This is a genomic window from Streptomyces sp. NPDC058678, from assembly GCF_042714835.1.
In the GTDB taxonomy this organism is placed as follows: Bacteria; Actinomycetota; Actinomycetes; order Streptomycetales; family Streptomycetaceae; genus Streptomyces.
The window spans coordinates 1-26456 of the sequence record NZ_JBHXSG010000095.1 but is presented as its reverse complement, the minus strand read 5'-3'; the positions used below and the strand labels follow the sequence as shown (position 1 = coordinate 26456).

The following is a 26456-nucleotide window of genomic DNA, read 5'->3' as shown; positions in this document are numbered from 1 at the left end:
ATCAACGTCTCCTCCCTCAGCGGGTTCGTCCCCAGCCCGTTCATGGCCATCTACACCTCGACCAAGCACGCGGTCGAGGGCTACTCCGGGTCGCTGGACCACGAGGTCCGCGAGCACGGCGTCCGGATCCTGCTCGTCGAGCCCGGCCCGATCAACACCCCGTTCGGGGACCACAGCGTGCAGGGCGACACCCCATTGCCGCTCTACGCGTCGGGACGGCGCACCTTCGACGAGGTACTGGCGAAAAACACCAGCGGCGGCGACGACCCCGCCCTCGTGGCCAAGGTGATCGTCGCGGCGGCCACCGACAAGAACCCGAAACTGCGGCGCACCGCCGGCTCGACGGCCGCCAGCATCAGCGTGCTCCACCGCGTCCTTCCGGCCCGGATCTTCGACCGCATCGTCCGCAGGTTCAACCGGATGCCCAACTGACGCTCACCATTCACGTACCCGAACCCGCCCGAAAGCGACGGCGCGCCTTCGACAAGGCGACAGCGGATGCGGTGAAGGCCGCGAGGACAACCGCCTGCCCCCGTGACATTCCGGTCCGGCTTCAAGGGCGCCGATTCCGCCCGAATGCCTCCGATGTACCCGGCATCGCTGATGTCGCCGAAAGTCCATTGATCAGTCACTCGTTGCTTTACCGAGGAGAGTCATGCAGCAGCAACGCCAGCACCCAGCCCGGCGCGGTGCATCGGGCGCACGGCGTCTTCTGAAGAAGAACGTCGGGATCGTGCTGGCGGTCACCGCGACGGCGGCCGTCCTGGGGTCGGCGCCGTCCGCGTCCGCATGGACGGGAGACGGGAAGGGACACTCGTATCGCGGGTCCGTTGTCACCGACGTACGGACCGCGGCGACGTTCGACTTCGCCGCCGGCGAGATCCCCGAGAACATCACCGCCAACCCCGACGGCTCGGTGACCCTGTCCATGCTCGGGAGCTGCGCGGTGTGCGAGCGCACCCACGGGCCGCAGCTGATGCACATCTCCGCGTCCGGACAGCGCACGGTGCTGGCCACCGGGCAGGTGGGCGAGGCGATCAGCGGCAACACCCGCGGCAGCGACGGCACCGTCTACTACGCGCTGTGGGCCCCGGGCAACGCGGACAGGAACGGCGTGTACAAGCTGCTCCCGGACGGTACCCCGCAGCGCGTCGCCGCCCTGCCCGCCGACTCGGGCCCCAACGGGCTGGCCGTCGATGCGGCCGGACGCACCCTCTACATCGCGGACAGCCTCAAGGGCACCATCTGGTCCGTTCCCGTCTCGGGCGGATCGCCGACCCCGTGGCTGACCGATGCCGCTCTCGCGCCGGTGCCCACCGAAGCCCTGCCGATCGGCGCCAACGGGCTCAGATTCCACAACGGCGCCCTGTGGGTCAGCAACTTCAACAAGGGCACCCTGCTGCGGGTACCGGTCACCACCACCACCGGCGCGCCCGGTCCCATCCGCCAGGTCGCGGGCGGCCTGCCCAACATCGACGATCTCAGCTTCCTGACCCCCCGCTCCGATGTGGTGTTCGCGGCGCAGAACGGCTCCTCCTCGCAGAACGGCCCGGACAGGGTCGTGGTGATCTACCCCAACGGCACCTACAAGGCGGTCCTGACCAGCGCGGACGGTCTCGCCTCACCCTCCGCCACCGCGGTCCGCGGCGACCGGCTGTACATCACCGACGGCGGGGTCCCCGAGCCCCACGACCCGAAACTGCAGACCGCCAGGATCAACTTCCCGGCTCTCCTCGCAGGCGCGGCACACTGACCCGACCAGCGGCAGCCGGGGCGCACGCCCCGGCTGCAATGGAGGAACACATCGTGCGGTACACGAAAGAACACAAACAGGAGACGAAGCAGCGGATCATCACGACGGCCGGCCGCCGGCTCAAGCGCAACGGCATCGACGGCTCTGGTCGGCGACCGCGGTGGCGATGAGTTGGTCCTTGGAGGGGAAGTAGGCGTAGAAGGTGCCGTTGGTCAGGCCCGCGTCCTTCATGAGCGTGGCGACTCAGGCCTACACCGACGGCGCACTCGTCCTCATCGACGGCTTCGCCGCCCGCCTCGCACCCCACGATCCGCCGTCGGCGCATCTGAAAGCACTCGGCCTCCTCGGCAGGATGGCCGGGACACTGCAACTCTCCCGTGCCCTGACCGACCGGCAACTCGCCGACCAACTCCTCGAACAGGGCATCCGCAACGCCCTCGCACTGCTGGATGCCGAGCAGCCCAACTGATCGCTTCAGTCGGTGACCTGTGTTCCATGACCGGGATACCGACATCGATGTCCCCCCGCCCGGCAAGATTCCGATGAAGGATCTGCCACACCGATGGGCCGGCCCGCAACGGTGATCTCGGTGACGTGCCGCGGCAGGCCAACGGCACCGCCCCAAATCGTGCGCACGACGCGGGACGGAGAGTGGCGTCGGCGGCATGGGGCCGCCGGCGACAGGATCCGCAGCTCAGGACACGGGCACTTGGGGCTGGGTGACGAGGGAGGCGTCACCGCCCTGGACGGCGTCTCGAGCGCGAGCGGTCGCCTCGTGGGGCACTCCGAGGGGGATCGCGCTGACGTCGGACAGGTGTGCGAACTGCTTCGGCGTGAGCTGGACGTCCAAAGCGCCCAGGTAGTCGTCGAGCTGGGTGAGGTTGCGCGGGCCGATGATCGGGATGAACGGGGTGGACGCCTGAGCGGCACGCTCACGGAGCCAGGCCACCGCCACCTGGGCGGGCGTCGCGCCGGACTCCTCGGCGATGGCCAGGACGGTGTCGACGACGGCGGTCTTCTGTTCGGTGCTCTCGGTGTGGATGACCGCCTTGAGATCGGTCAGCCGCCCCTCGTCGCTGCGGCGGTACTTGCCGGTGAGCAGTCCGCCGCCGAGCGGGGACCACAGAGCGGCGCCGAGTCCCAGGCTCTCGGCCATCGGCAGCAGCTCGCGGTCGGCGGTCCGCTCGACAAGGCTGTACTCGACCTGGATGCCCGTGACCGGTGCCCAGTTCTTCAGGTCCGCGAGGGTGGCGGCCCTGGCGACTCGCCATGCGGGGAAGTTGGACAGGGCGGCGTGGAGGATCTTGCCGGAGCTGACCAGGTCGTCCAGTCCGCGCAGGATCTCCTCCATGGGTGTGAGGTCGTCGGGGAAGTGGACCCAGTACAGGTCGATGTAGTCGGTGCCGAGGCGCTTCAGGCTCGCCTCCAGCGAAGTGACCATGTTCTTGCGGCTGTTACCTGTCCTGGAGATGCCGGGCTGTGGGGACGCCCCGTTGGTGAACTTGGTGGCCAGGACGAAGTGGTCCCGGTCGGCGGCGACGAACTTGCCCACCAGTTCTTCGGACTCGCCGAACTGGTAGCCGTCCGCGGTGTCGAGAAACGTTCCTCCGGCTTCGGCGAACCTGTCGAACATCCGGCGCGCTTCGTCCGGTTCGGCACCGGCACCCCAGCCGGTGCCGAAGTTCCCCGTGCCGAGTGCGTACTCGGAGACGCGCAGTCCGGTCTGTCGTCCGAAGGTCGTGTAACGCATCAGGTCTCCTTGGTGCTGATTTCGCATCGATGGTCGGCGCGGACGGTGGTGGGTCAGGCGCCGGTCCGGACGTTGGACGGGTGCGGGGTCGGTGAACCGCTCATTCGCGTAGACCGCGATGCGGGCATGGCTAAGTAAGACGATCGGTCTACTTAAGCCTCCACCGTAGCTGGCCCACCGGCTTATGTAAAACGATCGGTATCCTTAAGGGCGTGACCGAATCTCACCCCGTACGTCGGCGTCGTGGGCGTGGCGCCCGGGAACGGATCCTCAAAGCGGCGACCCAGCTGTTCACGGCGCAGGGGATCAACGCGACCGGGATGGACCAGCTGTCGACCGCCGCCGAAGTATCGAAACGCACCCTCTACACGCACTTCCCCAGCAAGGACGAGCTCGTCGGGGCATACCTGCAGTCCCTGGTGGACGATCTCTTGCCCGTCCCCCCGTCACCCGCTCAACAGACACCGAGCCTGCGTGAGCAGCTCCTCGCCATCTTCGGCACGGAGCTGCCGGAAACGACCGCTCCGTTCCGGGGATGCCCGTTGCTGAACGTCAGCGTCGAAGTACCAGACCCCGGGCATTCCGCCCATCGGCTGGCCGCGGCGTACAAGAGGGAGTTCGCCCGTCGGCTCACCGACATCGCACGGCAGGCCGGGGCGTCAGACCCGGAAACCCTCGGTGAGCAGCTGGCACTGCTCTTCGACGGCGCCGCCGCACGCGGCACGGCACTGAACAGCACCCACACCCGCGCATGCGCGCGATCCATCGCTGAGTCGTTGGTCGATGCCGCTCTCGCCGACATCGGCCCGGCATCCAGGCGCTGAGGTCGGCGACCGCTCTTGTGGGGTCATCACCCTCCGTGACGAACATCGCGGTCGCCCGACGGCGGCCTCGGCTGCCCATGGCCGACGGAGGCGCCAGCGACGACTGTTGCGGACTACAACCCCGGTACTTGCAGCGAGTAGTGGTCATCGACATCCTCGAACGGACTCCTCCCGGACCCCGGCCATCTCCTCAGGTGTCACACCACCCCAACGACACCCACAAGCACAGAGGCGCGCCGCAATCGGGACAGCCGCCCACGCCGGACTCGGGTGAGGATGTTTCTAGGTTCAGGCGCTGAGGGCGGTACGCAGAGTGGTGGCCATCAGCTCGATGGCCTCCTTGCCGGCCGACACCGGGCCGGTGTGGGTGAAGTAGTGGTCGACGCCCTCGAAGACGCGGTGGGTGACATCGACGCCGGCGGCGTCCAGGGCCTTGGCGTAGGCGTCGCCCTCGTCACGCAGACGGTCGTGCTCCGCCGTGATGACCAGGGCGGGCGGCAGCCCGGCGAGGTCGTCGGCCAAACCGGGAGAGACGAGGGGATCGGCCCGGTCGGCCGGATCCGGAACGTAGGCGGCGGTGAAGACCCGCATGAGATGAGGGTTGAGCAGTGGCTTGGCGATGGGGGAATGCTTGGTGGCGGGGTCGGCGAGCTGGTTCAGCGGAGCGGAGTCGATGATCTGGAGCAGGGGGGAGAAGGTGCCGCGGTCCCGTGCCGTGCGGCAGACCGCGGCGGTCAGGTTGGCCCCCGCACTGTGTCCGCCCACGGCGAGTCGCGAGCCGTCCCAGTTGTTGGCGGGTCCGCTCGCCACCACCCACGCGACGACGTCGTACGCCTGGGTGACGGGGGCGGGGAACGGCTGTTGCGGGGCGACGGCGTAGTCCACGTTGATCACGACGCAGCCGGCTCTGGCCGCTATGTAGCGGCAGATGTGGTCGTCCTGCTCGGGGCGGCCGACGATGAAGCCGCCACCGTGGAAGTTGACATACACGGGGGCGAGGGCCCCTGCCGTGTCTGACGGGCGATAGACGGTGCAGGTCACCGGGCCGGCGCCGGTCTCCACTCGGATGGCTTCCACGCGCTTCGGGATGTCGGTGAAGCGCAGGTCTTTGTGCACGCGGGCCATCACGCCGCCGAACAGCAACTGGATCGCTCTGGCCTGGATTCGGGGACTGAAGGGCATGGTGTGTCCGTTCATCGCTGCAACTTTAAAATGACAGGATTCCTGATAATGGAGGCTCGTCTTGCGTAGCGCAACAGTGGCGCCAGAATCCTGTGGGAAGGGTCAGTCCACGGGCTGAGATGCCGAAGGGTGGCGCGTGATGACAGGCGGGCAGAAACCTCGGCTTGGACGTCGCGTCACTGACCTGTGCGTAGGCCGGTGGAATGCGGTACGCGCACGGTGGCGGACCGCGGCGCGGCGGCGGTCGCCCCCGGGGAGGTCGTCTCGACGTCATCCATGGGGAGGTCCTGCCGACCGCGCTGCCGGAGAATCACCCGAAGCCAGTCTTCGTCCGGGCAGATGACTGACCCACCCGCACCCCACCGAGTCCACACGCCCCGGATGATCACGCGGTGGCCGTACCTGGGCGGTGGTGCGCCCGGTCGGGCGTGAAGGGGTGTGCGCGGGCGATCAGCAGGGCGACGTCGTCGCGGTCGCCGGGTGTCCTGAGGCCGTCGAGGAGCCGGTTACAGGTCTCCTCCAAGGTGGCTGCCGGTGTGTCAAGGAGGCGCAGGAGAGTGTCGAGGCGTTCGTCGATGGGGTGGTGGCGGGTTTCGACCAGTCCGTCGGTGTAGAGGACCAGTTGGTCGCCAGGGGTGACGCTGACGGTGGTGGTGTCGAAGGGAACACCGCCGACGCCGAGTGGGGTGCCGGTGGGCAGGTCGAGGAGTTGCGGCTGCCGGCCGCCCCGCACGAGCACCGGGGGCAGGTGGCCGGCGTTGGCGATGGCGCACTCGGCGCGGTGGGGGTCGTAGGCGGCGTAGACACAGGTGGCGATGTACTGCTCCAGCCGTGACGTGGTCGTGTCGAGGTGCTGGAGGACCTGGGCGGGGTCGAGATCCAGGTCGGCGAAGGCGGTGGTGGCTGTGCGCAGGCGACCCATGGTGGCGGCCGCCTCGATGCCGCTGCCCATGACGTCGCCCACGACGAGTGCTGTCCTGTCGTTGGCCAGGGAGAGGACGTCGTACCAGTCGCCGCCGACCTCGTAGGCGGCCTGGGCGGGCAGGTAGCGGGAGGCGACCTGCAGGCCGGGAGCATCGGGTGGGTGGTCCGGCAGCAGGCTGCGCTGCAGCGTCTCGGCGGCGTTGCGGACGGTCTGGTGCGCTCGGGCGTTGTCGATGCACACGGCTGCGCGGGAGGCCAGCTCGCTCGCGATGGCGAGGTCGTCCTCGTCGAAGGGCCGTGGATCGCGGGCACGGGTGAGCCCGAGGAAGCCGAGGATGGTGCCCCGGGCGGTGAGCGGGACGGCCATGTAGGAGTGCACTCCGGCGCGCGCCAGCAGCGTGGCCGCGTGGTCGTCACGGGCGATGTGCGTCAGGTCGTTTCCGTTGGTGTGGCGGACCAGGACGGGCCGGCCGGTGCGTATGCAGCGAGTGGCCAGGCGGTCGGCGTCGTACGTGGCGAGGTGACCGGGCGGATCCACGGCGCGGACGGCGTCGGTGGGGTAGGCGGCTTTCACCGCGAGGGCGCGGAAGACCGCGGGGGCGCCGGTGCTGGAGGCGCGGCGGTGCTCGTCGAGGGCGGAGTCGAGCGCGTCGACCGCGACCACGTCGGCGAAGGCGGGAACGGTGACTTCGGCCAGCTCCCGTGCGGTCTGCTCGACGTTCAGGGTGGTGCCGATGCGCGCGGAGCCGTCGGCGATCAGGGCCAGACGGCGCCGCGTCTCGCTGGCCTCCAGGGCCGACTCGTACCGCTCGGTGACGTCCACCACGAGCTCGGCCACCCCGAGTACACGGCCCTGGGTGTCCTCCAGCCGGTACACCGAGATCGACCAGGCGTGCTTGTGCTCCGGGTCGGCCGGCGTGCGGCCGACGATGGGCGCCCGGTCGACCAACGGAACCCCGGACTCGAGGACCTGCCGCATCGCGGCCTCGGCCGCCTCGAACTCGGCGGCGATCCAGATCTCGCGGTAGCTTCGGCCGACGTGCTCCGCGGCCGGGATGCCGTGGATACGCTCCAGGGCGGGGTTGACGGTCAGGTACCGCAGATCGGTGTCGAGGATCGCCACACCGACGGGTGACTGCGTGATCAGCCGGGTGGACAGAGCGACTTCCCGCTCCAGCTCGCGCAGCGTGGGGGAGTCCGTACCCAGCCCGAGGGCGTAGAAGTCGCCGCGATCGTTCAGCAGCCGCATGTTGCGCAGCTCCACGGCGTGCGTGCTGCCGTCCTTGCACCGGATGGGGAACGTGCCGCCCCAGCTCTGGCCGGTCTCCATGACCTCGGCGAATTTCTTGATCACCCAGTCCCAGTGCTCCTGGCGAACCATCAGCCGTGCGGCGTACTGCCCGAGCGCCTCCTCGGCGCTGTAGCCGAACAGCTCCTCTGCCTGCGGGCTCCACAGGACGATCCGTCCGTCTGCGTCGAGCAGCACCGCCGCCACGCTGAGGAGGTCCATCAGCCCGCTCGGCTGGGTCGGTTCACCCTCCGGCAGGCCGGTGTCCGCGGGAGGCCGTTCGGATTGGCTCATCGCAGGCGCTCCTTCTGCCGGCCCGCGCCGGTGAGCCACCGCCGGCCCGGAGCGCGTCCCGACGGCGTCTGCACGCGACGCCGGTTTCCATGGTCCCCCCGCAGCACCAGATCACAAAGTGCCCGGACCGGTCTCACCCTCTGAGGTCACCCGCTGCGTCCACCGCTCCCACACAGCCCGCTCGTCAGCGGACAGCAGCAACGGTTCCAGCCTCGGGCTCCGACGAGGGAATGGCGCACCAGCCGACCCGCGGCGCCGGGGTGTGCCATCCCTGAGCCCGTCACGGAGATGACCGGCCGCATGGTCCGCGGCCGGCACCGTCCGAGCGGCGGGTACCACGGGGGAGTGGGAGCAGGCGCCGGCGGCAGGGGAGGCGAGCGAGGTCCACCGCCGCCGTATCCATGGCCAGGTGAGGTCTACCTCTTTCGCCAGCGTCGTATTCCGTGCCGCCGGTCCGCTGATGTTCGTCGAATCCCCCCCGGGCGCTGCGGCTCCTCGGATAAGATCACGTTGGCTGTTGATCGTCACGGTCGCCGTCATACCGAAGAGGGAGCCATGTGGCGAAGGCTGGCCAGCGTGGTGGCCGGTTTGCTCGTGCTGTTCGTCGGCAGTCTTGCCTTCAACGCGGCGTCTGGGCAGAACCGCTGGCCGGGGCCGCTCGACTTTGTGCGCGTCCACCCGTGGGCGGTGCTCCTCGTCCTGATTCCGCTGGCGTTCATCGGGCTCTGGCAGGCGCCGCGCCGCGACCGTGCGCAGGGTCCGCTCGCGCCCGTGGCGTACCGGCTGCCGCCGCGCAACACCAATTTCACCGGCCGCGACGCCATGCTGCGGGAGTTGCGGCAGCGACTCACCTCGGTGAACGACGTCGCGATGCTGGCTGTGCACGGGCTCGGTGGGGTCGGCAAGACCCAGCTCGCCGTCGAGTACGCCTACCGCTACCAGTCGAAGTACCGGTTCGTCGCGTTCGTGGACGCCGAGGACCCCGATCTGGTGGCGTCGCAGTTCGTATCGCTGGCCGGGGAGCTGGGGCTGACGGAGGTGAGCTCCGACCAGGTCATCCCACGGGTGTACGGCAAGTTGCTGGACCGCAGGCCCTGGCTGATCATCTTCGACAACGGAGAGAAGCCGGGCACGCTCACGCACGCGCTGCCGTCGGGCGGCCGGGCGAGCAACGGCCATGTCCTCGTCACGACCAGGGTGAGCGGCTGGTCGAGCAGAGCCGACGTCGTCGATCTGGATGTGTTCACCAGGCGGGAGTCGGTGGAGTTGCTGGTCCGGCGGGTGCCCGGCATGACCACAGCGGTGGCGGAACGGATCGCCGAGCAACTCGGGGACCTGCCACTGGCGTTGGAGCAGGCGGCCGGGTACATGGGCTACAACCACACGTCGCCCGAGGAGTACCTGACTCTGCTGACGTCACGGCTGGAGGACATGATCGGGCGGGGCGAGCTGGCCGACCGGCCGACGGTGGTGGTCGCGACCCTGTGGCAGCTCAGCGTGAGCAGGCTGGAGATGGACCAGCCCCAGGCGGTGCGGTTGCTGGAGCTGTGTGCCCTGCTGGCGCCGGAGCCGATCCCGCTGCATCTGTTCACCGGCAGCCCCGAAATGCTGAACGGCGTCCCAGCCGACCCGCCGGCGTGGGACACGACGGTGGGCGCCCTGGCCGGTCTGGGTCTCGCGAGGCGCGGGGACGCGTCCCTGGTGCTGCACCGGCTGGTTCAGGCCGCCGTCCGGGCCGCGATGCCGGACGAGGTGCACACTGGCGCTCGGGTACAGCTGTGTCGTGCGCTGCTCGCGGCCGTGCCGCACGACATCCCCGGTGACCCGGACGCGCGGCCGCGGTGGCAGGAACTGCTCCCGCACGTCCTCGCGGTGGCCAAGAACGATCCACCGGCCGAGTGCGCCGCGGAGACGGCGGTGATGCTGAGGCTGGCGTCGACGTTCCTCATCCAGATCGGGGACTACTCGCTGGCGCTGTCCCTGTGTGAACGTGCCCTCGCGATTGACGAGTCGATCGAGGGCCGGGACGCGGAGGTCGGCTTCGACCTGATCACCCTGGCGCAGATCCACCGGGACCTCGACGCGCCGGAGAGGGCACGCCCGCTGGCGGAACGCGCGCTGCGCCTGCACGAGTCCAGCCTGCCGGCCGACAGTCCCCTCATCGCCACGGACCTCGCCACGCTCGCGCGGACACTGTGCCTTCTGGGCGAACACGCGGCGGCTCGGCCACTGGCCGAACGGGCACTCCAGATCGACGAGGCGGCGTACGGGCCGGACGACCCGTACGTCAGCTTCGACCTGATAGCACTGGCGAACGTCCACGTCGACCTCGGGGACCACGCCACGGCCGTGCCGCTGATCTCGCGGTCGCTGCGCATCCGCGAGGCCGTTTACGCGCCGGATCACCTGTACATCGGGTACGCCCTGCTGTTCAAGGCCCGAGTCCTGCACGCCTTGAACGACCGGGCCGCAGCTGACCTCGCGCGCCGGGGTGCGCAGATCCTGCACACCCAGCTGGGCAAGACCCACCCCAAGACCGAGGATGCATTCGCTCTGGTCAACCGTCTCCGTTGATCACGTTCCAGGTGATCCCGGAGTAGACCAGCAAGGCGCGCCGCCCTTCCTTGTGCACTGATCGTCTATCGGCGGTCATGTGGTCCGGACGTCGTCCACCCGCTCGCCCTCCGCCTGGGACGGCTCGGTTCGGGGGACGTCCGGGTGCTGCTCCTCTGCCGCACGCTCAGCCGGTTCATCGCGCTCGCCCTCGGCCTGGGAGGGCGTGTGCGAGTACAGCCAGCGGTCGTATTCCGAGGCTGCGGTCTTCATGGCGGGCCTCCCTTGGTCGCTCATCTCCCATGCTCCTCCAGGGCCCGCCGCAGGGCCAGAACGGCCGGCGCCGCACCCCTCGTACTTGCCGAACCCGGCACTCCCGAGAGGATCACGCGATCGTCCTCCTCGACATGACCGCGCACGATCACTCCTCCAACAGGACGGTACGAGGGAGCGCTCCGTCGGTCCCCAGCCCGGACGCACGGCCGACCGGGGCGTCGTCCTCTGCGTCCGGACGCCGTCCACCAGGATGAGAGCGAGAGCGTCGGCCGGTCGGGCGTCGTGGGCAGGGCCGACCGGTGAGGTTGTCCCACCCTCGGGGCTCCCGCCGCAGCCTCTTGGGGAGTTTCCAGATCCCACAGACACCGCCCTCTGGTGATACCGGGTGCTTCTGGCTCCGAGCGGCAAGTGCCGTCAGGCGGATTCGGCGAGGGCGGCACCGTTGCGGACCGACGACTCCGGGGTGTGGTTCGCACGCAGGCGGCGCTGCAGGTCCAGCCAGTCCTACCGGGCGACAAAGCAAGGTTGCGGAGTGAGTTGCCGCCAACTTGAGGTCGCTGGGTGAGCAGGAACCGGTGAGCCGATCGTCCCCATCGTCCCGTCAGAGCGTTCTTGCACGTTGCTCCGCGGCCTCCCACTCCTGGTGTGCGGTGACGACGCGGTGCCACAACGCCGCCCGCGCGGGGGCGGCGACGTCGGTCAGGTTCAGATGGAACACGTCAGCCAGTGCGTCGTACCAGTCGTCGGCCGAGTCGATGGTCCGCTCGGACGTGCCCTCGGCGTCGATCCGGCGCAGAACACAACCGCGCAGCATGTCCACGCCCTTGGCGTCGCGGAGCTGGGCTTGGAGGACCCGGACAAATCCGGACTCGGGGGAAGTGGACAGTCGGTGGTGCTCCGCGGCGAAGGAGGACAGCTCCACGGGCTCCGGCGCGAAGACCATCGCCGTGAAGGCGCCGCGGGGGTCATGGGTGAACCGCCAGCCGCCGGGCACCACCACCGACGGGGCCATCGTGTAGGTGAACGGCCCCTGGGTGTAGGTCCCTTCGCGCAGCGGCAGTGGCTCGTACATTCCGCCGGCGAGCCCGGTGTCGACCAGCCACCGCTCGCCGTCGAGCCCCACGGTGAGCGCGAGATGGTCGCCGCCCGGGCCCTCGGGGTCCTCGACCTCGTCCTGCACCCCGGCCCGGTGCAGCGTCACGTCGTAGCCCAGGGCCGTCAGCAGCGCGGCGAAGGCCCCGTTGAGGTGGAAGCAGTAGCCGCCGCGCCCGCGCAGGATCCGGGCCACGGATTCCTCGGCGCCGATGCCCGTCGGCCGTCCCAGTTGGTTGTCTAGGGTCTCGTAGGCGACCCGTTCCACCTGTGCCCGGTGCAGTGCCCACAGCACTTCGGCGGTCGGGGCCGCCGGCCGGGCCACCCCCAGCACGGCCAGATACCCGTCGACGTCGATCATGCTCCCCCTCACCATTCGAACGGATGATCAGCCTAGTCGCCGGTACCGCCCGTCCCACATCCCGCCCTCGGACAATCCTGCTGGAGTAGCAGGTCGTGGTTCCTCCATCAGCTCGTACGGCTCCAGACGATCTACTCCGCAGACTGTCGCCCACGCGACCAGCGTAAGCAGCCCGAAAACCGGTCACACCAGCCGTGTGACCTGCGACTTCAAGTTGGCGCAGGCTCAGTGAACAAGCCCGGCGGCGTGCGTAGTCGATGGGGCCGCCATGTTGGTCGAGGTGGCCGGCGAGCAGGATCAGGGGTGGGTGTGCAGGACGTCGGTGCAGTCGTGGCGGCGGGTGAACTCCGCTGGCAGGGCCCACACGCTGTGGCGGTCGGCAACCATCTGGCCCTGGCGTCCTGGTTGCTCGGAGAGCGGGTGGAGGCGATGGCGAACGGTGTGGTCCGGTGCGATCAGCTTCGGTCTGGTCACTTCTCTGCACTACGGCCGCTGGCAGGCTTCGTGACGTGCACTGCGCCCGTGCCGGTGCGGCGGTTGTTCAGTGTCACCTCTCCGAGCCCTATGAGTGTTCGCCGAGTTGGAGGATGCCCGCGAGGGAGAAGCACAGGGCGCCGGCGAGAGTGCCCCAGTTGGCGATGTCGGCGTTGACCAGGCTGCCGGTGGCGGGGCGGGTGTAGGCAGCGAGCGCCGAGACCATGAACAAGACGGACCCGAGCTGGTTGACGGCGACGATCCACCAGCCGAAGTTGTGCAGCCGGACGCAGAGCCGGCCGTGGCAGATCTCGACGAAGGCCAGGTGGCCGGAGAGCAGGAAGAGGACGCAGCCGATCACGTCGGGCGTCCAGATCAGCCGGTTGACCTGGTGGACGTTCAGACCCTGCAGGAAGGAGTCCAGCAGGTCGACGGCGAAGACAAGCGTGCCCGCGAAGAGGACGAACGTGCTCAGCCAGTCCACCCGCGTCGGCTCGTAGCTCCACCATCGCCAGCGCCGGGTGACCAACCGCCCTTCGCCGCCGGCGACGTGGCGGGGTGCGTTGGTCACCTGGAGCAGCGAGACGTACCCGCCGGTGGTGAAGAACAGGCCGCCCGCGAAGTAGATCGAGGCGCACTCGGTGGCGTCGCCGGAGCCGAACTGGGCGGCGGCAGCGCCTGCTGCGAACAAGGCCCCGCCGATGACGAAGGCGATCGCGGCGATGGCGTTGAGTCGGCGCAGCCGGGTGAGGGAAGCGGAGTCCGCACGGATGTGCCGAGTGGCCGCCGCACTGGGGGGACGGACGGAGAGCACCCCACGCCGCCGTGCGAGCCGGGACTCCCACACGGCGGTGCCGCCCTCCGGAAGATGCCAGGTCAGCCGGGTGGTGAACGGTCCCGCGCCCTCGGCGCGCTGCTCAGGTTGCCCCACGGGGCGAGCCTAGAACCTCAAACAGGATCGAGGACGAGCGAATCGCCGCCCGCCGAGCCGCCGCTGCAGGATGCGGCATGGTGCCCGGGCGGGACAGCCCGAGCAGGTCGAAGCCCGACACCGCCACCCTGCGCGATGCCCGCAGCCGCTTCGTCGACGCATCTGGTGCCCTGTCGGTTCGGCCAAGGAAATCCTGTGCCTATGTGTTCGGGCTGATGTCAGCAATGCCTGGTGTCCGAGCTGCGGTGGGAAGACGTGAAGGGTTTCTTCGACCTTGAGCGGGAGGGGCGTCTTCCGGATGTGTGGGTCACGGGAACTGTGGTCCAGGATTGGCAGGCGGTCTTCGATCTGATCGTTGCGAGTGGCTGGCGGAGTGAGTGCTCCGAAGGTGGCGTGGTCATGCCGCTGCCGCGTGCTGACGAGGTGCTGTCGCGGCCCGCTGATGCGGAGTGCGCGGACCTGCGGGTCTGGCCGGCACCGGACGTATTGGCGATCTTTCGGTTGGAGTCGGCTGACGAGATCGGTTTCGACGTGGACCTGAGGGAGTTGCAGGGGGGAGGAGCGGCTGGACGTGCTGTGCGGATTTCTTCGTGCGGTCGGGCGCCGACTGGGCAAGCCGGTGGTGATGACGCCCGAAGGCGACTGGGACCGGAGGCATCCGGTGCTGCGATTCGATGTCGAGTCCGACCAGGTGGTCCTGCTGGCGGAACCGCAGATCAGCTGACCGTGGTCGGACGTGATGTGGAGAAGGTGCCGTCACGGAGCATCGCGAAGAGGACGTCGGCTCGGCGTCTGACGAGGCAGAAAACAGCCTGGGTGTGGTGCTTGTCCTGGGCGATCTCCTTGTCGTAGTAGGCCCGGGGGCCGGGTCGACCAGGGCGGCGAGGGTGGACTGGAAGAAGGCACCCGCGCAAGGACCGTCACCCACCTCCATCGAGGGGGTCCCGTCCCTCGGGCATGGGCCGTCGCGTCAGCCGAGGTGCGACGAGCACCAGCAGGCGCGTGATCACGGATGGTCCGACCTGGGCATACTGCGGATCAGGGGGATGCGCGGAGTGTCCCGGCGTGGAAAGAGTCCCGTCGCTGTCCCGTCGCGCTGCGGCCCAGGGGCCGTCAGGGACTCCGCGGCAGGTCCCATTCGTGACCGGCGCGCGGTTCCGTCTCGGTGTGTCCCTCGCCCGCGGCAGGCTCCAACGCTGTTTGAATCGCTGCATGACCAAGCGCGATGATGCGGCTCTTTTCGGTAACCGATTCTTGACCGTGCCGGCTCCCTCGGAGACCTTCCCCGAGGAAGGCATGGCCGCGACGGACGCAATGAGGCTCGTGGATGTGGATCTCGCCATGGAGGGTGACCCACAACGCAACCTCGCCACGTTTGTCACCACTTGGATGGAGCCGGAGGCGCAACGGCTGATCGCCGAGAACCTCCACCGCAATTTCATCGACCATGCGGAGTACCCCATTACCGCCGAGATCGAGCAGCGTTGTGTGCGTATGCTCGCCGACCTCTTCCACGCACCGGGCAGGACGACCGGATGTCGCACCCAGGGCTCGTCCGAGGCGATCATGCTCGGCGCGCTGTCGCTGAAGTGGAAGTGGCGCGAGCGGCGCCAGGCAGCGAACCTGTCGATCGACCGGCCCAACTTGGTTTTCGGGGGAGACGTCCACGTCGTGTGGGAGAAGTTCTGCCGCTACTTCGACGTCGAGCCGCGGATCGTGCCGCTTGCCGAGGGCAAGTACACGATCGGCCCCGAGGACGTGGAGCCCCACCTCGACGAGAACACGATCGGCGTCGTCGCCGTCCTCGGCACCACGTTCACCGGCCACAAGGACGATGTCGTCGGGATCGACAAGCTCCTGCGGGACGTCCGCACAGAGCGGGACCTCGACATCCCGATCCATGTCGACGGCGCCAGCGGCGCATTCGTGTGGCCCTTCCTCTACCCGGACTCGAAATGGGACTTCCGGCTCGAGCAGGTCCGTTCGATCAACGTCTCGGGACACAAGTACGGCCTGGTCTACCCCGGCATCGGATGGTTGGTCTTCCGCGAGGAGGCCGACCTGGCCAAAGACCTCGTGTTCTACGAGAACTACCTGGGCAAGACCGACGCGACGTTCACGCTGAACTTCTCTACGGGTGCGTCGATGGTGCTCGCGCAGTACTACAACTTCGTGCGGCTCGGTCGCCAGGGCTACACCTACGTCATGAAGATCATGCAGGAGAACGCTCGCGCGTTGGCGGACAACCTGCGTAGCAGCGGCCGCTTCGAAGTGATCGGGGGCGAACTCGAGCAGCTGCCGCTGGTCGCTTTCCGTCTCGCCGGCCAACACGCCTACGACGAGTCCGACATCGCCTGGCAGCTCTCGGCCGAGCGAGGCTGGATGGTGCCGGCGTACACGCTCCCGCCCAACGCGGAGCGGGTGAAGATCTTGCGCGCCCTGGTCAAGGAGACTCTCAGCCGCGAGCAGATCGATCACCTGAGTCAGGACATTGCCGACGCGTGTCGCACGTTGGACGCAAAGGGTGCGGCCCACGGGATCGAGCGGACTCAGGTCAAGCGCGGCACCGGCTACTGACGCACGGAGGCGGAAGGGTAGTTTCGGTCGACCGGCTGGCGGCGACCTCAGACGACTCCAGCGCTGAAGACGTATCACCAGCACCATTCGCAACTCCCCGCGAAGCAAGGGGCGCTGGGCTGTGGCCTTGCCGCATACGGGGGATCGGTACTGCCCGACTGTCGTCCCCGTCACGCCGGCTCAACGCAGAGCGCTCGGGGCATGGTCCGGCTGGTGGAAGTTGATGCACGTCGGGAGCTTGTGCCGGCTCATGGTGCGCAGCAGCGCCGCCTGCAAGGCTCCGGGCCGCCGCGGCCCCGCACCTCCTCGCTGCGCGGCGCCCCACCCATCAGCCTCTCGGGCGTGACGACCGGGTCCTGAAGCTACAGACGATCATCCGGTACCGCGGGAGGGGGCCGTCCGTGTCAGGCGACCAGCTCGGCGATGCTCCGGGCCGTCAGCCCGAGGCCGAGGAGCAGGGAGAGCGTGACGATCAGCTGCTCCTGGTGCTGCTCCAGCCAGCTCCGCAGGGCGTTCAGCCGGGCGTTCGCGACCGCGGGCGCCCAGACCACGTACATCTCCATGACGACAAGGCTGAGTGTGGCCAGCAGACAGTAGCCGGTCAGTGTGAGCCAGCCGGCGAGGGTGGAGAGGTTGGCGTCGACGGCGGTCGCGGCGCCGGCGCCGACCAGTGCCCAGGGCTGCAGCAGCCATGCCAGGCCGGCTGCCGTGGCAGGGGAGGCGTTGTCGATCCGGGCGGCCCAGCGTGGTGGGCCGTGCGGGCGGGGCGGTCGGCGGTACCGGTGTGCGCCGTACAGCACCAGTGCCAGGCCGATGGCGAGCTTCGCATCGATCGCGGCGGTCGAAGGCGCGCTGTTACGGGCCGGGGGCTGACCGCCGGTCAGCAGCACCACGCAAGCGATCACCACAATCAGGTTGGCCAGCCACGACAACAGGAAGGCCAGGCCCTGGCGAACGCCGCGCCGCGAGGAGATCAGCAGGATGAAGGCGCTGTTGTGCAAAGGGCCCAGGGTGACAGCCGTACCGATCACAACCAGGTCGAGGACCATCGGATCAGTCGCTCCTGGGTGTCAGGGCCATCTGCCACCTGTGGACGGACGGACCGGTCGGCAGAGTGAGGCGGCGCTGCTGCGGTACCGCATCCCGACTCTGCAGGCGGCGGCCCGGCCGGTCAAGCAGGCCACGCCCGCACGGCGGCACCGGCTGCCCGGCTTGCCATTCCCGGGCGAACATGGCTTGGCCCCTGCTTCGAGGTCGATGTACGTTTCGCTGCTGCTGCTGCTGCTGCTGCTGCTGACGGCGACGACACAGCCACTGGGGCGACACTGCCGACGCGTCCGGCGGTGAACGAGGACGACCAGCAGCTCGGGCCGCACGAGTGTGACGCTCGAGGTCTCCATCGGTAACACCGATCTCGCCGGGGCCGCGACATCGCTCACCAAGCACGGCAGCTGCGGCTGAGCCCGGGCGCCCTCGCGGGACGGTGGTCTTCAGGACGTCGGCCGCTGCGAACGCCGCTGCCGGCACCGTCCTGCACGATCTACGGGAACCCGATTATCGGAGCGGATGCTTCTCCTTGATGACGCCGCGGTCCGGCATGCCGCACCGCGGCGTCATCAAGGATCGGCGCGGGAGGCGAAGCGGCCTCAGCCCCTGTAGACGATCTCGGCCTGGTCGCGCTTGGTGGTGTGCAGGTCCCAGTAGACGGAGGAGACGGCCTCGGGCGTGGCCGCCCGTAGCGCGGGGTCCATCGAGACGCCGCCGAGCGCCACGTCGATGGCGACGTGAGCGATCTGGATACCGGTGCCGTCCAGCTCCTTGTGCAGGTTGACCACCCAGTTGCGCAGCGCCGCTGCGGCGGCGTTGACGTTGCCGACCATCGGCAGTGGTTCGAGGGAGCCGGCGCCGGTGGTGTAAAGCAGAGTGCCAGCGCCGGCCTCGCGCATCGCGGGCAGCACCGCCTTGGTGGCGGCCATGGCCCCGTACAGCTGGAACTCGATCTCGTGCTGGATATGGGAGGGGTCGCTCTCGGCCGGAGTGGCCAGCACGGTGGATTCCATGGCGAGCGGGGAGTACTCCAGGACGTCGATGCCGCCGAACCTGGCGGCGGCGTCCTTGAGGGCTTGGGTGAGCGCGTCATGGTCAAGTACATCGGCGGGGAACGCGGCGGCGGTGATGCCCTCGGCGGTGAGCGTGCCGACGAGGCCGTCGAGCTTCTCGCGGTTGCGGGAGATCAGGGCGACGTCGAAACCCTGTGAGCCGAAGGTGCGGGCGATGGCCAGCCCCATTTGAGGGCCGGCTCCGATGATGGCGATGCTGGTCACAGCGATCCTTTCGAAGATCTCGGTAGGGAAGCGAGAAATTCGGACAGGTCTATCCGATTCGTGAACGGGATAGACCTATCCGGCTCGCTGAAGCCAGACTAGCACTCAAAGTGGATAGGTCAATCCGATTGCTGGCCGGCCGGTATGACCCCTGGCTCCCAGCACCCCGACGACGCCGCTGCGCAGCGACGCCGAGCGCAACCGAGGGCGGATCATGGCTGCCGCACGTCGGGTGTTCACGCGTGACGGTCTGAGCGTCTTCATGGCTGCCGTGGTCCGCCGGACGAACTCCTCGCGTGAAGTGCTCAACGAAGTGCGGATCCGTACTTCCCTGCACTTGGCGGGCCTGGGCATTTGCGGGCGCCCAACTACAGCGGCAGGGTCGGTCCGGCGCGGGCCGGGCCCCGGGGGCGCTCCAGCGGGGGCGCAGGCGGTGAGTGATCCCCAATCGATAAGCAGCTCCCGCGACGCCACGGGCCCGCCATGCTTCGCGGCTGCTCAGCCCGATCGCCTTGCGCTGCTTCCGGTTGGTTGATGGGCATGGAACCCGTCCGACAGTCGCTGGCCAGCGGGTGCGCCATGCCTGCGCTCTTGTGCAATGGTTCTCGCCGGCCTGCCTGATCGAAACAGGGCCTCCGTGTGCGCCGGGCACATTGATCAGGGGGCGTGGGCTGCCGTCCGGTGCAGAATCCTCCCGAAGGAATCCGGGCCTGCGTGATCAGGGCTGATCGCTGATGGTTCGGTAGGCCGCGATGAACAGGGTGTAGCACAGGTCGATCAGTTCTTCGACGGTGGCGTTCTGGTGGCCGAGTGTCCAGTCCACGAGGAGTTCGTTGACTCCGCCGACCAGGCTCATCGCGGTCATGGCGAGCCGGTTGGAGGAGGCTTCCGGCCCGGGGAGCGGTCCGACGACGGCGGCGATCAGTGCGGCGAATTCGTGCAGGACCTCACGGCGGCGCACTTCGAGGCGGGGACTGGCACCCACGACCTCGATGAGCACCAGGCGGGCCTTGCGGGCGTCGCCGGCCAGTGTGCGGATGAACACCTCGAGGCCGGCGCGCAGTTGGGCGTCGACATCGGGTGCGGCAGCGGCTGCGGCCTGCGCGGTTTCGGTTCTGATCGTGGCGATCAGCTCGTTGTAGACCCCGGCGAGGAGGTCTTCGCGGTCGCGGAACGACTCGTAGAAGTAGCGCTCGGTCAGTCCGGCATGCGAGCACACCTGCTTGACGGAGACCGAGGCGTATCCGACCGTGCCGAACAGGTCGAGGCCCGCCTGGATGAGGCGGGTGCGGCGCTCCCGCTGTCGTTGCGCCGCGTCGCGTCCGCCGTAGCGCCGCCCGGCGGTCTGTGTGCCGGTCATTTCTCCCCTTCGCAGAGGTGTTGACACCGGTGTGCTCCGAACTGACACTCTAGCTTGTCAGTTCATCTGACACGGCATCGTGTCAGACGCGGGTGAGGGCCGCTTGCCCTCGGCGTTCCGCTCATGCTCAGGGCAAGGAAGGGGCTCGACCGTGGCAGCACCGCCCAGGTACCCGTACGCGTTCAGCCGAAGAGACCGCGACAGGCTCCCCCGCACACAACCGCTCACCGGCCGAGTGATCGCGGTCACCGGGGCGGGCCGCGGAATCGGGCGTGCTGTCGCAGCCCGGCTCGCCGCAGCCGGAGCCGCCGTGGCGATCGGTGATCTCGACGCGGAGCTTGCCATGGAGACGGCTGGTGCCATCGGCGCGCATCCCGGTGGCCGACTGCTCGGGCTGTCTCTCGACGTCACCGACACACATTCCTTCGCAGACTTCCTGCGCACCGTCGAGGCCCAGCTGGGGCCGATCGACGTACTGATCAACAACGCCGGAATCATGTGGGTGGGCCCCTTCGAGGAGGAACCGGAGGAACCCGCCCTGCGCCAGTTCGACGTCAACGTCCACGGCGTGCTGCGTGGGATGAAACTCGTGATTCCGGGGATGCGGAAACGCGGTCGCGGCCACGTGGTGAACATCGCCTCCGCCGCCAGCAAGGTCGCCCCGGCCGGCGAGGCGACCTACGCGGCGACGAAGCACGCCGTACACGGCTACAGCACAGCCGTCCGCGCCGAACTACGCGGCACCGGCGTGCAGGTGTCCTTGGTGATGCCCGGCGTCGTGGACACCGAGCTGGCCGTGGGCACCGCGACCGGCCCCACCCGACGCCTGACGACGGATCAGGTGGCCGACGCGGTGCTCGACGTCGTGCTGCGCCCGCGGTTCGAAGTCTTCGTTCCACGCCGGGTGGCCGCCCTGACCCGGTTGGCCGCGCTGCTGCCAGGCCGTGCCCGCGACGCCCTGCATCACCTCCTTGTCCCCGACCAGCTCGCCGCCCTGTCCGACCGGTCGGTCCGCGCGGCCTACGAGCAGCGCACCCGGACCGCCCGCCATCCCGAAGGATGAGCCCGTGACCACCACGCCCAAGCCGGCGCCCAGCGCGAAGAAGGCCCAGGACGCCGCCGCTCCGCGTCCCATCCCCGAATTCGAAGGTGTCCACGACGTATGGCCCCGCGGTGACCGGCTGCGTGCCGTGCGCCGCGCCGCGGCCACCTACCGTGAGCGGTTCGTCCAGCAGGGCCGCATCCACGCCGTCCGCAGTTTCGACATCGCCGCCGCCCCGTACCCGACCCGGTTCGGCTTCCACGGCGCCGCGCTAGCCGTCAACCCCTTCGTGAGCATCGTCAACCGGATGCTCGTCGTGCAGTTCGACGGCTTCGACGGTGAGCCGAAAACACTGGTGTGGGAGCCGACCGTCGCCGCCGGAACGGCTCAAGCGCCGTTCTACAACCAGCTCAAGCGCCTGGCAGGGGACTTCCTCACCGAACACGTCTTCGCCCGCTACTACCACGACCCGAACACCGTCCTGCCCTCCTGCGGTCTGCGACCCGAGGACGTGGACTTCGTCAGCTTCGACCACCTGCACGTCCAGGACGTGCGCATGATCATGGGAAGTACCAGCACCATTCCCGGCGAACGGGCGCCCCGCGAAGCGCTGTTCCCGCGCGCCCGGTTGTTGGTGCACCGCAGGGAACTGGGCACCTTCGAATCGATGCATCCCATGCAGTGGGCCTGGTACGTCGACGGAGGCATGGACGGGGTACCGGACGAGCGCGTCACCGCCTTCGACGGCGATGTCGAACTCGGTGTCGGCGTCAGCCTGTTGTGGACCCCCGGCCACACGGACGGCAACCACTCCCTGGTGCTGAACACCCCCGACGGGGTGTGGGTCTCCTCCGAGAACGGCATCTCGGCCGACAACTGGCAGCCCGAGCTCTCCCGCATCCCCGGGGTGCGCCGCCACGCCGCGTTCTACGGCCATGAGGTGGTGCCCAACGCCAACACCCTGGAGGACTCTCTCGACCAGTACGACTCCATGGTCAAGGAGAAGACCCTCGCCGACCCCAGCAGTCGTGATCCGCGCTGGCTGCAGATCCTGCCCTCCTCGGAGCTGGCCCACTTCAAGCGGCAGTGGCCGGTGCTGCCCAGCTTCTTCCACGGCGGTCTGAACTACGGCGAGTTGACCGCAGCCAGTGGTGGCCGGTGACCGGCCCGGCCGCCCGCCGAATCGCCGCCGACGGGGTGGAGTTGGCCGCCTACCAATGGGGAGCGTCCACGGCTCCTCCGGTGGTGCTGGTCCACGGCTATCCGGACACCAGCGCCGTGTGGCGCCCGGTCGCCGAGCGCCTGGCCGACCGCTTCCAGGTCACCGCCTTCGACGTGCGGGGAGCCGGAGCCTCCTCCCGGCCCAGGGGTCTGCGCGCCTACCGGATGTCCCGCCTGGAAGCCGACCTGGAGGCGGTTCTCGACGCCGTGAGCCCCGACCGCCCGGTGCACCTGGTCGGACACGACTGGGGATCGATCCACTCCTGGGAGTCGGTCACCGGCACACGCCTGGCCGGGAGGATCGCCTCGTTCACCTCCATCTCCGGACCCTGCCTGGACCACGTCGGCCACTTGATCCGGGCCCGCCTTCGGCCGCGGCATCCGGATCTGCCGAAGATGCTGCGGCAGGCCGCACGGTCCTGGTACATCGCCTACTTCCATCTCCCGCTCCTGCCCGGCCTGACCTGGAGAGCACTGGGACACCGCTGGCGCGCCTTCCTCACCGGCTCCCAAGGCGTGCCCGGGCACACTCCCTACCCTGCGCCGACGCTGGCCCGCGACGCCGTGTCCGGCACCGCGCTGTACCGCGCCAACATGCTGCCCCGCCTGCTGCGTCCCCGGGACCGGCCGACCACCGTCCCGGTTCAGCTCATCATCCCCACGCGCGACTTCTGCGTCACCCCGGTGCTGTCGTACGGAGTGGAGCACTGGACGCGCCGCATACAGCGGCGACCGATCGACGCAGGGCACTGGGTACAGCTCAGCCACCCCGAGGGGATCGCGTCCCGGATCGCGGAATTCGCCGACGGCGTCGAAGACGGCTCCCGCCGCGATCCGGACCACACCGCGCACCCGATCTGACAGCCCGACACATCGGCAGTACTGGACGACTGCCTGACCGCCCCTTCGCACACACCGATCGCTGACGGAGGAACCTGGCATGTTCCGAGCCGCACATCCCCACCCGGAGCGTCCGTCCGAGCCCATCGACCACCACGACCTGGTGCTGCAACCCCGGGACGTCACCTTCGACTGGAGCACCACCCCGCTGCACTGGCTGCCGGGTGAGCCCTTCGCGACCCACACCTTCGATGTGCTCCACCTCATGCTCCCCGAGCTCGAACGCTGGTTCGTGCGCACCTTCGAGCAGGCACTGCCACTGATCACCGATGACCGGCTGCGCGAGGATGTACGCGGTTTCATCGGCCAGGAAGCGATGCACGCCGAGGCGCACCAGGAGGTCCTGGAGCACCTGCTCACCAAGGGGCTGGATCCGGCTCCGTACACCCTGCAGTCCGAATGGATCTTCCGAAGGGTGCTCGGAGACCGGCCGGAGCTGACGCCGGCCGCCACACACGAGCACCTCCTCCAACGACTCGCCCTCATCGCGGCCTTCGAGCACTTCACCGCGTACATGGGTCACTGGATTCTCAGCAACGGGCACCTGGACCAGGCCGGCGCGGACCCCGCGATGCTCGACCTGTTCCGCTGGCACGGCGCGGAGGAGGTCGAACACCGTTCGGTCGCGTTCGACCTGCTGGTGCACCTCGATCCCCGGTACCGGCGCCGCGTGGTCGGCATGCTCGTCACCGCTCCGGTGCTGACCCGGCTGTGGATCCGCGGAGTCCGCTTCCTGATGAGCGCCGACCCCGAACTCGACGACCGGGTCAAGGTCCGCTTCCGCGACTACCTGGCCGCGGCCCGCAAGGACCTGTTGCCCCCACCGGGCGCGTTCACCCGCTCGGTGCTGCGCTACTTCCGCCCCGGCTACCACCCGACCCAGGAGGGCTCGACCCAGCAGGCGGTCGCCTACCTGGCAGCGTCCCCCGCTGCCCGAGCGGCTGCCCGATGACCCGGAAACCAGTGAGGCATCCCATGGACATCAGCACACCCGTCACCCGGCCGCCGGACCTGTACGGCAGGCCGCGCGGCGACTCCTTCATGCAGAAGCTGGCGGCTTTCAGCGACAACGCGGTCACGGGCCTCGCGCGGCGCAGCTCTCCTCCCAGGCGCCCGCCGGCCACCGAGATGCCCGTGATCCGGGAACTGGTGGTCGCCGCCAAGCGCCAGGAGGCCGAGGATGTCGTCTCCCTGCGGCTGGCAGCACCCGACGGGGGAGTGCTCCCGCCCTGGCAGCCCGGCGCCCACATCGAACTGCACCTGCCCTCCGGCCGCAAGCGGCAGTACTCGCTGTGCGGCGACCCCGCCGACCGGTACCGGTACCGCATCGCGGTGCGCCGCATCGCCGACGGCGGCGGTGGTTCGGCCGAGGTGCACGACGCCCTCGGAGACGGTATGCGGGTCGCCATCACCGGGCGGCCCCGGAACGCCTTCCCTTTCGCGGCCGAAGCATTCATCCTGCTCATCGCGGGCGGCATCGGGATCACCCCGATCCTGCCGATGGCTCGGGAAGCCGCCCGGCGCGGGCTGGACTGGAGGCTCGTGCACACCGGCCGCAGCCGCGGCTCGATGCCCTTCGCGACAGAGCTGGCCGAACTCGCGGCCGCAGCCCCTGGCCGGGTCTCCATCCGTCCTGACGACGAGTCCGGCGTGCCCGAAGCAGCCGACCTGTTGAGCTTGAGCCCGGCGGCGGGTGCGGTGTACTGCTGCGGGCCCGCGCCCATGATCGACGGCGTTCGGCGCGCGTTCGGTGGTAGCCGCGCGTCAGCCCTGCACTTCGAGCGTTTCGCCCCGGCCCCGATCACCGGCGGCCGTCCCTTCGAACTCCAGCTGGGCGACACCGGACGGGTTCTGCCAGTGCCGTGCGACCGCTCCGCCCTGGATGTTCTCCACGAGGCCCTGCCGGACCTGCCGTTCTCCTGTCGCCAGGGATTTTGCGGCACCTGCCGGGTACGGGTGGCCCATGGCCATGTCGATCACCGCGACCGCCGGCTCACGGCCACCGAACGTGCGGAGGGCGCCATGCTGCCCTGCGTCTCGCGTGCACCGGAAGGAGAGCGGCTGGTGCTGGAGGTGTGAGCGATGGCCGAGCGCCCGTAGGGCCCGGCCGTCGCCGCGAGGAACCTCAGCGGCAGGGTTGATACCCGACCCATGGCGCGACGCACCGCCTGGACGGTGAGACGGTCCATCTAGGACACCGGCCAGATCCAGCGGCAAGTCGAGCCACCAGACCGGCCCCCGCGCGCAGCGCGAACGGTTGACGGGACATCACTTGGCTCATCCTCACCCCGATCTCCGACGCTTTCCCGCGCCGGTGTCGCGGATCACCCAGCGTAGCGAGCCGTTGCGACAGTCCCGGCAGTGCGCGGTGCTGACGCGAGGGCAACTTGGTCAGGCAGACACTGGCAGACTGGCGGCACATTGGCTTCGTACGTCGCTTGAGCGGGGTCCCGCCGAAGCGGGCGACCAGCGATTTCTGCCCCTTCTCTCGCTGCACCGTGGCGTGGAAGCATGTTTGCCGGCCGTCCGGAGTATCGACCGAGGGCGAGGGCGAGGGCCTGGCCGAGATCGACCACATCGCCGCACACTGCACCGGCAAGCTCTACCCCGCTTGGGTCCGCGCCCGGGCAAGCGCCCGGGTCGAGGTCCACCGCTGCAGGGCTGGGCTGCGCACCGGGACAGCGACCAGGCGGCCGCGTGACGCGAGCGCACACAGGTCACACGGGCCTGACCGGCTGGGCGTCAATCCGCAGGCGGACCAGGAGATAGTGCTTGCGGCGCAGGTCCTGGCCCTCGTGGAAGGGCGACAGCCGGTTGAGCTGGTTGGCGGTGGCGTACAGGCGGGCATCTTCCAGCACCCCGAACCCCCAGCGCCGACGCTCTCCGCCTCCTGTCCACCTGGGCCGCCACCCAAGACCAGCCCGCCCCCGACCACCGCCCCTGACCTGCCGGACCCCGCCACGCATCCCGACCCGCCGAGGCGCCGGGGCCACCGTCTCCCGTTCGAGCCGTGTCCCAGCTCAGGGGGTATGCGGGTTCGGTTACAGAGGGCAGGGCCGCACCGTGACAGGCTCGCTCGTAGTGGCGTGGGCGCTGCCCGGTCCGACGGTCTGGACGGGGGCGTCGGCAGATACCGCGAAGGCCTGGCCGGTGTGTCGCTCCGCCCAGCGGGCGCCCCCCGGGGCGGCGCACCCGGCTGAACAGGCGGTCGGGGCGGGCTGTGAGCCACTGCGCCCACGGTGGGATGCACGGTGCCAGGGCCACCTCTACGACGCCCGCCGCATCGGTCCCGCCGAACGACCTGAGCACCGCCCCCTGGCAGGGCAGGGC

23 protein-coding genes and 2 pseudogenes are annotated in these 26456 nt (G+C 69.3%); 12 read left to right on the top strand and 13 right to left on the bottom strand.

The window, feature by feature from the left end; translation table 11 throughout:
- Both ACFWWR_RS44150 and ACFWWR_RS44145 read left to right on the top strand, forming a co-directional pair.
- The coding region (locus ACFWWR_RS44150) for an SDR family NAD(P)-dependent oxidoreductase (protein ID WP_384309891.1) at positions 1–432 on the top strand (432 nt) is incomplete at its 5' end.
- A gap of 223 nt (positions 433–655) precedes the next feature.
- Positions 656–1753: a hypothetical protein gene (locus tag ACFWWR_RS44145; RefSeq protein ID WP_384309888.1), complete on the top strand. Its 1098-nt coding sequence runs from the start codon at positions 656–658 to the stop codon at positions 1751–1753.
- A gap of 120 nt (positions 1754–1873) precedes the next feature.
- Here the strand turns inward: ACFWWR_RS44145 and ACFWWR_RS44140 are convergent, their stop codons facing one another.
- The gene (locus ACFWWR_RS44140) at positions 1874–1984 is read right to left on the bottom strand and encodes a TetR family transcriptional regulator (RefSeq protein WP_384309887.1); all 111 of its coding nucleotides are present in this window, start codon (positions 1982–1984) and stop codon (positions 1874–1876) included.
- Between ACFWWR_RS44140 and ACFWWR_RS44135 the strand changes: the two genes are divergently transcribed.
- Positions 1983–2222, top strand: a complete 240-nt coding sequence (locus ACFWWR_RS44135) for a hypothetical protein (protein WP_384309884.1) — start codon at positions 1983–1985, stop codon at positions 2220–2222. The genes ACFWWR_RS44140 and ACFWWR_RS44135 overlap by 2 nt on opposite strands.
- Before the next feature lie 225 nt (positions 2223–2447).
- Here the strand turns inward: ACFWWR_RS44135 and ACFWWR_RS44130 are convergent, their stop codons facing one another.
- Positions 2448–3503: an aldo/keto reductase gene (locus ACFWWR_RS44130; RefSeq protein WP_384309881.1), complete on the bottom strand. Its 1056-nt coding sequence runs from the start codon at positions 3501–3503 to the stop codon at positions 2448–2450.
- Between the two features lie 212 nt (positions 3504–3715).
- On the opposite strand from ACFWWR_RS44130, the gene ACFWWR_RS44125 reads away from it, so the two are divergent.
- Positions 3716–4327 carry a TetR/AcrR family transcriptional regulator gene (locus ACFWWR_RS44125; protein WP_384309879.1) on the top strand — a complete coding sequence of 204 codons (612 nt, stop codon included), beginning with the start codon at positions 3716–3718 and terminating at the stop codon, positions 4325–4327.
- Between the two features lie 288 nt (positions 4328–4615).
- Here the strand turns inward: ACFWWR_RS44125 and ACFWWR_RS44120 are convergent, their stop codons facing one another.
- Both ACFWWR_RS44120 and ACFWWR_RS44115 read right to left on the bottom strand, forming a co-directional pair.
- Positions 4616–5509 carry an alpha/beta hydrolase gene (locus ACFWWR_RS44120; protein ID WP_384309894.1) on the bottom strand — a complete coding sequence of 298 codons (894 nt, stop codon included), beginning with the start codon at positions 5507–5509 and terminating at the stop codon, positions 4616–4618.
- A 385-nt stretch (positions 5510–5894) separates the two neighbouring features.
- Positions 5895–8015: a SpoIIE family protein phosphatase gene (locus ACFWWR_RS44115; protein ID WP_383875588.1), complete on the bottom strand. Its 2121-nt coding sequence runs from the start codon at positions 8013–8015 to the stop codon at positions 5895–5897.
- 555 nt (positions 8016–8570) lie between these two features.
- On the opposite strand from ACFWWR_RS44115, the gene fxsT reads away from it, so the two are divergent.
- Positions 8571–10589, top strand: a complete 2019-nt coding sequence (gene fxsT, locus ACFWWR_RS44110) for an FxSxx-COOH system tetratricopeptide repeat protein (RefSeq protein ID WP_384309876.1) — start codon at positions 8571–8573, stop codon at positions 10587–10589.
- Between the two features lie 75 nt (positions 10590–10664).
- On the opposite strand, the gene ACFWWR_RS44105 is transcribed toward fxsT, so the two are convergent.
- The 4 genes from ACFWWR_RS44105 to ACFWWR_RS44090 all read right to left on the bottom strand — a co-directional run bounded on the left by ACFWWR_RS44105 (position 10665) and on the right by ACFWWR_RS44090 (position 13702).
- A complete protein-coding gene (locus tag ACFWWR_RS44105; RefSeq protein ID WP_383875584.1) occupies positions 10665–10841 on the bottom strand; it encodes a hypothetical protein in 177 nt (58 codons plus the stop codon).
- Positions 10842–11445: 604 nt separating this feature from the next.
- Complete coding sequence (locus tag ACFWWR_RS44100) at positions 11446–12297, bottom strand: arylamine N-acetyltransferase (protein ID WP_383875583.1); 852 nt, start codon at positions 12295–12297, stop codon at positions 11446–11448.
- Between the two features lie 297 nt (positions 12298–12594).
- Entirely contained in the window at positions 12595–12771 is a 177-nt protein-coding gene (locus ACFWWR_RS44095; RefSeq protein WP_383875581.1) for a hypothetical protein, read from the bottom strand.
- Positions 12772–12859: 88 nt separating this feature from the next.
- The gene (locus ACFWWR_RS44090; protein WP_383875579.1) at positions 12860–13702 is read right to left on the bottom strand and encodes a hypothetical protein; all 843 of its coding nucleotides are present in this window, start codon (positions 13700–13702) and stop codon (positions 12860–12862) included.
- 231 nt (positions 13703–13933) lie between these two features.
- Between ACFWWR_RS44090 and ACFWWR_RS44085 the strand changes: the two are divergent.
- A pseudogene (locus tag ACFWWR_RS44085) lies at positions 13934–14426 on the top strand (hypothetical protein).
- On the opposite strand, the pseudogene ACFWWR_RS44080 reads toward ACFWWR_RS44085, so the two are convergent.
- A pseudogene (locus ACFWWR_RS44080) lies at positions 14419–14571 on the bottom strand (IS110 family transposase); the annotation flags it as partial. The pseudogenes ACFWWR_RS44085 and ACFWWR_RS44080 sit on opposite strands and share 8 nt — an antisense overlap.
- 343 nt (positions 14572–14914) lie before the next feature.
- Between ACFWWR_RS44080 and ACFWWR_RS44075 the strand changes: the two are divergent.
- Positions 14915–16279 (top strand): glutamate decarboxylase, encoded by a 1365-nt coding sequence (locus ACFWWR_RS44075; RefSeq protein WP_383875576.1) that lies wholly within the window; start codon positions 14915–14917, stop codon positions 16277–16279.
- A gap of 404 nt (positions 16280–16683) precedes the next feature.
- Here ACFWWR_RS44075 and ACFWWR_RS44070 read toward each other — a convergent pair whose 3' ends face one another.
- The 3 genes from ACFWWR_RS44070 to ACFWWR_RS44060 form a co-directional block, all read right to left on the bottom strand.
- Positions 16684–17328, bottom strand: a complete 645-nt coding sequence (locus ACFWWR_RS44070; protein WP_384309873.1) for a GAP family protein — start codon at positions 17326–17328, stop codon at positions 16684–16686.
- Between the two features lie 597 nt (positions 17329–17925).
- On the bottom strand, positions 17926–18603 hold the full coding sequence (locus ACFWWR_RS44065; RefSeq protein WP_383875572.1) for an SDR family NAD(P)-dependent oxidoreductase: 678 nt from the start codon (positions 18601–18603) through the stop codon (positions 17926–17928).
- 718 nt (positions 18604–19321) lie between these two features.
- Entirely contained in the window at positions 19322–19963 is a 642-nt protein-coding gene (locus ACFWWR_RS44060) for a TetR/AcrR family transcriptional regulator (protein ID WP_383875570.1), read from the bottom strand.
- A 151-nt stretch (positions 19964–20114) separates the two neighbouring features.
- Here ACFWWR_RS44060 and ACFWWR_RS44055 point away from each other — a divergent pair, with 151 nt between their 5' ends.
- The 5 genes from ACFWWR_RS44055 to ACFWWR_RS44035 all read left to right on the top strand — a co-directional run bounded on the left by ACFWWR_RS44055 (position 20115) and on the right by ACFWWR_RS44035 (position 25205).
- The gene (locus tag ACFWWR_RS44055; protein WP_383875568.1) at positions 20115–21026 is read left to right on the top strand and encodes an SDR family oxidoreductase; all 912 of its coding nucleotides are present in this window, start codon (positions 20115–20117) and stop codon (positions 21024–21026) included.
- Between the two features lie 4 nt (positions 21027–21030).
- On the top strand, positions 21031–22167 hold the full coding sequence (locus ACFWWR_RS44050) for a hypothetical protein (protein ID WP_383875566.1): 1137 nt from the start codon (positions 21031–21033) through the stop codon (positions 22165–22167).
- Complete coding sequence (locus tag ACFWWR_RS44045) at positions 22164–23087, top strand: alpha/beta fold hydrolase (protein ID WP_383875564.1); 924 nt, start codon at positions 22164–22166, stop codon at positions 23085–23087. Before ACFWWR_RS44050 ends, ACFWWR_RS44045 begins: the two co-directional genes overlap by 4 nt.
- 79 nt (positions 23088–23166) lie before the next feature.
- A complete protein-coding gene (locus tag ACFWWR_RS44040; protein WP_383875562.1) occupies positions 23167–24078 on the top strand; it encodes a metal-dependent hydrolase in 912 nt (303 codons plus the stop codon).
- A 23-nt stretch (positions 24079–24101) separates the two neighbouring features.
- Positions 24102–25205, top strand: coding sequence for a PDR/VanB family oxidoreductase (locus ACFWWR_RS44035; protein ID WP_383875560.1), 1104 nt, complete (start codon positions 24102–24104; stop codon positions 25203–25205).
- Between the two features lie 638 nt (positions 25206–25843).
- Here ACFWWR_RS44035 and ACFWWR_RS44030 read toward each other — a convergent pair.
- Positions 25844–25984, bottom strand: a complete 141-nt coding sequence (locus ACFWWR_RS44030; RefSeq protein WP_383875558.1) for a hypothetical protein — start codon at positions 25982–25984, stop codon at positions 25844–25846.
- Between the last annotated feature and the right edge of the window lie 472 nt (positions 25985–26456).

Coding starts and splice junctions, on each gene's coding strand:
- ACFWWR_RS44145 (WP_384309888.1), top strand. CDS start 656: ATGCAGCAGCAACGCCAGCACCCAGCCCGGCGCGGTGCATCGGGCGCA.
- ACFWWR_RS44135 (WP_384309884.1), top strand. CDS start 1,983: ATGAGCGTGGCGACTCAGGCCTACACCGACGGCGCACTCGTCCTCATC.
- ACFWWR_RS44140 (WP_384309887.1), bottom strand. CDS start 1,984: ATGAAGGACGCGGGCCTGACCAACGGCACCTTCTACGCCTACTTCCCC.
- ACFWWR_RS44130 (WP_384309881.1), bottom strand. CDS start 3,503: ATGCGTTACACGACCTTCGGACGACAGACCGGACTGCGCGTCTCCGAG.
- ACFWWR_RS44120 (WP_384309894.1), bottom strand. CDS start 5,509: ATGCCCTTCAGTCCCCGAATCCAGGCCAGAGCGATCCAGTTGCTGTTC.
- ACFWWR_RS44115 (WP_383875588.1), bottom strand. CDS start 8,015: ATGAGCCAATCCGAACGGCCTCCCGCGGACACCGGCCTGCCGGAGGGT.
- fxsT (WP_384309876.1), top strand. CDS start 8,571: ATGTGGCGAAGGCTGGCCAGCGTGGTGGCCGGTTTGCTCGTGCTGTTC.
- ACFWWR_RS44105 (WP_383875584.1), bottom strand. CDS start 10,841: ATGAAGACCGCAGCCTCGGAATACGACCGCTGGCTGTACTCGCACACG.
- ACFWWR_RS44100 (WP_383875583.1), bottom strand. CDS start 12,297: ATGATCGACGTCGACGGGTATCTGGCCGTGCTGGGGGTGGCCCGGCCG.
- ACFWWR_RS44075 (WP_383875576.1), top strand. CDS start 14,915: ATGACCAAGCGCGATGATGCGGCTCTTTTCGGTAACCGATTCTTGACC.
- ACFWWR_RS44070 (WP_384309873.1), bottom strand. CDS start 17,328: ATGGTCCTCGACCTGGTTGTGATCGGTACGGCTGTCACCCTGGGCCCT.
- ACFWWR_RS44060 (WP_383875570.1), bottom strand. CDS start 19,963: ATGACCGGCACACAGACCGCCGGGCGGCGCTACGGCGGACGCGACGCG.
- ACFWWR_RS44040 (WP_383875562.1), top strand. CDS start 23,167: ATGTTCCGAGCCGCACATCCCCACCCGGAGCGTCCGTCCGAGCCCATC.
- ACFWWR_RS44035 (WP_383875560.1), top strand. CDS start 24,102: ATGGACATCAGCACACCCGTCACCCGGCCGCCGGACCTGTACGGCAGG.